Below are 3,807 nucleotides of genomic sequence, written 5' to 3' on the forward strand. Positions count from 1 at the left end.
GTTGGCGCCGCGCCGGATGTGGCCCAGCGGCATGGCGGCGCTCGGGGTTCCGCTGTCCGGCAAGGTGAGCGCGCAGGAGTCCGCCGAACCGGGGTGGGCGGTCGGCAGGCTCACCGACATCGGCTGGGGCAACCGGTTACGCGAGCTGTTCTCCTCCACTGTGGACGGTCCGGTGCCGGACGACCTGTTCGACGCGTGCGTCGCCGTGCTGGCCGGCTGGAAATGGGCGGCCCGGCCGGTGGGCATCGTCGCGATGGGCTCGATCCGCCGGCCACTACTGGTGGCCAGCCTGGCCGAACGGATCGCCACGGTCGGCAGGATTCCTTACCTGGGCCGGATTCTGGCCGGTTCCACCGACGCCAGCCGGATGAACAGCGCTCAACGGCTCGCCCAACTGTGGCAGTCGCTGCGGGTCGAGCCGGACCTCGCCGCCCGGCTTCCCGGAGCGGGCGGACCGGTGCTGCTCGTCGACGACCAGGTCGACACCGGCTGGACGATGACCCTGGCGGCCAAGCTGCTCCGCGACGCCGGCGCCCCGGCCGTGCTCCCGTTCGCCCTCGCCGTCGCCGCCTAGAGCCCAGGGACCGTACGGCGCTCAGCCGACGGCGGTGGCCTCAAGCTCGACCATCAGGTCGGGGATCGCCAGGCGGGACACGCCGAGCAGCGTGGCGGCGGGAGCCACCCCGGCGGCGCCCAACCGCGACGCCAGCACGCCGTAGTGCTGGAACAGCAGATCGACGTCGGTGGTGTAGACGTTGAGCCGAACGAGGTTCCCCAGGGACATGCCGGCCTCGGCGAGGACGGCCTCCAGGTTGTCGAGGCTCAGCGCCAACTGCGCTGCCAGGTCACCGGCATGCTCGGGCTTGCCGTCGCCGCTCATCGCGGTCTGCCCGGCGCAGTACAGGGTCCGGGCGTGCCCGGAGACGATCTCTCCCTGGTTGTAGCCCAACTCCACCGACCACGTCCACGGGTTGACCGCCGTTCGCTGCACAGCCACATCAGCTCCAATCGAGTTTGTCGTTGTGCGCACAGCCTCCCAACGAATCACGACATCCTGTGTCATGTATTTCAGTAGGGTTTTCGTATGCGTGCCAACCGGTTGGTCTCCCTGGTGCTGCTGCTGCGCCAGCGCGGCCGGCTGTCCGCGGCGACGCTGGCCCGCGAACTGGAGGTGTCCACCCGCACCGTGCTGCGCGACATCGAGGCGCTGTCCGCGGCCGGCGTCCCGGTCTACGCCGAACGCGGCCGGCACGGCGGTTTCGCTTTGCTGCCCGGTTTCCGGACCGAGCTCACCGGACTGAACCACGACGAGGCACTCGCCCTGCTGGTGGCCGGATCGCGGCGGGGCGCGCAGGTGTTCGGCCTCGGTTCGGCGCTCGCCTCGGCCGTGCTCAAGGTGGTCGACGCGCTGCCCGTGGACTATCGGAACACCGCGGCCGGCGCGGCGCAGCGATTACTCATCGACCCGGCGACCGACCTCCTCTCGCGCCGCGCGGTCGCCGAGGAGCTCCCCGACACCGTGGCGACCGAGATCCGGCGAGCCGTGTTCGCCGGACACAAGCTGCGCATCCACTACGCGGCCACGGGCCAGAAACCACGGTGGCGCACGGTGGACCCCATTGGCCTGGTCACCGTGCGCGACCAGGGCTACCTGCTGGCCACGAGGTCCGGCGCGGACCGCACCTACCGCCTGGCGCGGGTGTTGGCCGCCGAGGAGCTCGACGAACCCGCGCAGCGACCCGACCGCGTCGATCTGGACCGGGCCTGGCAGCAACGCGGCACGCTGTTTCGGACCGGCGGCGACCAGATCACCGTGCGGCTGCGGGTGAACCCGGCGCGCCGGGAGGAGCTGGTGGGCACCGCGCTGGCCGTTCAGGCCGAGGAACCCGACGCGGACGGCTGGCTGCGGCTGGAGCTGACCTTCCAGGATGCCCGCCATGCCGAATGGGCACTGTGGCAACTCGCCACCGACGCCGAAGCCCTGACTCCACAGTGGTTGCGCTCCGCCCTGCGCGACCGGGCCGCCGCGATAGCCGCCCGCTACGACCCGGCCCGGTCCTAGTACAAGGGCTCTTCCACTGTCTGCCAGAGGCGCCGGCTGATCTTCCGGGTCCGCTTCGCCAGCGGCGCGCTGGTCCATCCGGCCTCGGTCCACACCGCCTCCTGACCGTCCGGCAGGTCGCCGCAGCCGGCGAGGTCCGGATGACCGGTGACGACCTCACCGAGAAAGGCCAGGCAGAGATCGTCGGCACCGTAGCCACGATCGTCGAGCACATCGAAGCAGGTCTCGGCGTGCACGACCCGAACCGGTGGGCGGCGGCCGGCCAGGATCGCGCGGGTGGTGAGCGCCCAGCCGTCCGGGCCGGGCGGAAACGGGAAGTCCTCGCCCAACTCGCCGACCAGCCGCCAGCCGCCGGGCGGTTGCTCCAGCACCGGCCGCCACGCCCGGGGCTGACGCCGGCGGCAGGTCACCGTCGCGCGCTCGTCCCACGGCCAGCGACCGTCGCGGTCCGGCCAGACGAGTTGGTCCACCGGTGGAAACCAGCCCCGATAGAACCGGTACGCGGTGCCGAACAGCGCGTCGTTCCACGACGGGTCAACCCGTCGCAACCGGGTGGCGAACCCGTCGATCACCCCGGTGAACTCGACACCGTCCTCGGGCCAGCCCTCGTCGCGGCCCCGGTGCACGCAGGCGTTGAGCCAGCCCTGCATGTCCGGACCGTCCAGGCCGAACATGGCCACCTCGGGCCGGCCGAACGTGTGCCACAGACCGACCGTGTAGGCGAAGGCGACCGGGCCTGGCACCCACAACGCGGTCCAGCCGTGCTCGGTGACGGTGGCCACGGTCGAGGCGTCCCCGTCCGGCGGCTCGGCCGCGCAGATCAGGCACGAGCAGGACATCAGCGGTGCAGCGCGACGAGATCGTCGGCGTGGACCACCTCGCGGCGTTGTTCGGCGGGAAGGTCGTGGCTGGAGCGGCCGATCAGGGTGAGCAGTTCGGTGGCGTCGAAGGCCACCACCCCCCTGGCCACCGGTTTGCCGGTGGGGTCGGCGAGGTCGACGACGTCGCCGGCTTCGAAGTCGCCGGTCACGGCGGTGATGCCGGCGGCGAGCAGGGACCGGCGGCGATGCACCACGGCGGCCACGGCGCCGTCGTCGAGGTGCAGGGTGCCGGCCGCGTCGGCGGCGTAGCCGAGCCAGAAGCGGCGGGCCGACAGGCGCCGCCCGCCCGCCGCGAACGCGGTGCCCACCTCGGCGGTGGTCAGCGCCAGCGGCGCGGCGGCCGCCGCCGCGAGCAGCACCGGGATGCCGGCGGCCGAGGCCAGCCGGGCAGCCGCCAGCTTCGAGACCATCCCGCCGGTGCCCAGCCCCGACGAGCCCAGCCCGGCCCGCACTCCCTCGACGTCGCCGTCGCCGCGCACCTCGCCGATCAGCCGGGCGTCGCCGAGCCGTGGGTCCCCGTCGTACAGTCCGTCCACATCGGACAACAGCACCAGCGCGTCGGCTCCGGTCAGGTGTGCGACCAGGGCCGCCAACCGGTCGTTGTCACCGAACCGGATCTCCTCGGTGGCCACGGTGTCGTTCTCGTTGACCACCGGCACCACGCCGATGCTGAGCAACCGGTTGAAGGTCCGCTGGGCATTGCGGTAGTGCGCGCGGCGCACCATGTCGTCGGAGGTGAGCAGCACCTGCCCCACGGTGAGCGAGTACCGCGCGAACGAGGCCACGTAGGCGTGGCCGAGGGCGAGTTGCCCGACGCTGGCGGCGGCCTGCTGGGTGGCCAGGTCGCGGGGGCGCCGAGGCAGC

4 protein-coding genes and 1 pseudogene are annotated in these 3,807 nt (G+C 72.4%); 2 read left to right on the forward strand and 3 right to left on the reverse strand.

What is annotated here, in order from left to right:
- Positions 1–574: pseudogene (locus tag VFO68_RS09660) on the forward strand (recombinase RecQ); the annotation flags it as partial.
- A 21-nt stretch (positions 575–595) separates the two neighbouring features.
- Here VFO68_RS09660 and VFO68_RS09665 read toward each other — a convergent pair.
- Positions 596–991, reverse strand: coding sequence for a RidA family protein (locus VFO68_RS09665; protein WP_325157861.1), 396 nt, complete (start codon positions 989–991; stop codon positions 596–598).
- 93 nt (positions 992–1,084) lie between these two features.
- Between VFO68_RS09665 and VFO68_RS09670 the strand changes: the two genes are divergently transcribed.
- A complete protein-coding gene (locus VFO68_RS09670; RefSeq protein ID WP_325157858.1) occupies positions 1,085–2,062 on the forward strand; it encodes a helix-turn-helix transcriptional regulator in 978 nt (325 codons plus the stop codon).
- Here VFO68_RS09670 and VFO68_RS09675 read toward each other — a convergent pair.
- Positions 2,059–2,901 carry a DUF4262 domain-containing protein gene (locus VFO68_RS09675; protein ID WP_325157859.1) on the reverse strand — a complete coding sequence of 281 codons (843 nt, stop codon included), beginning with the start codon at positions 2,899–2,901 and terminating at the stop codon, positions 2,059–2,061. The genes VFO68_RS09670 and VFO68_RS09675 overlap by 4 nt on opposite strands.
- The coding region (proB, locus tag VFO68_RS09680; RefSeq protein WP_325157860.1) for a glutamate 5-kinase at positions 2,901–3,807 on the reverse strand (907 nt) is incomplete at its 5' end. The genes proB and VFO68_RS09675, both read right to left, overlap by 1 nt.

Source organism: Actinophytocola sp. (genome assembly GCF_035712165.1).
Classification (GTDB): domain Bacteria; phylum Actinomycetota; class Actinomycetes; order Mycobacteriales; family Pseudonocardiaceae; genus DASYTH01.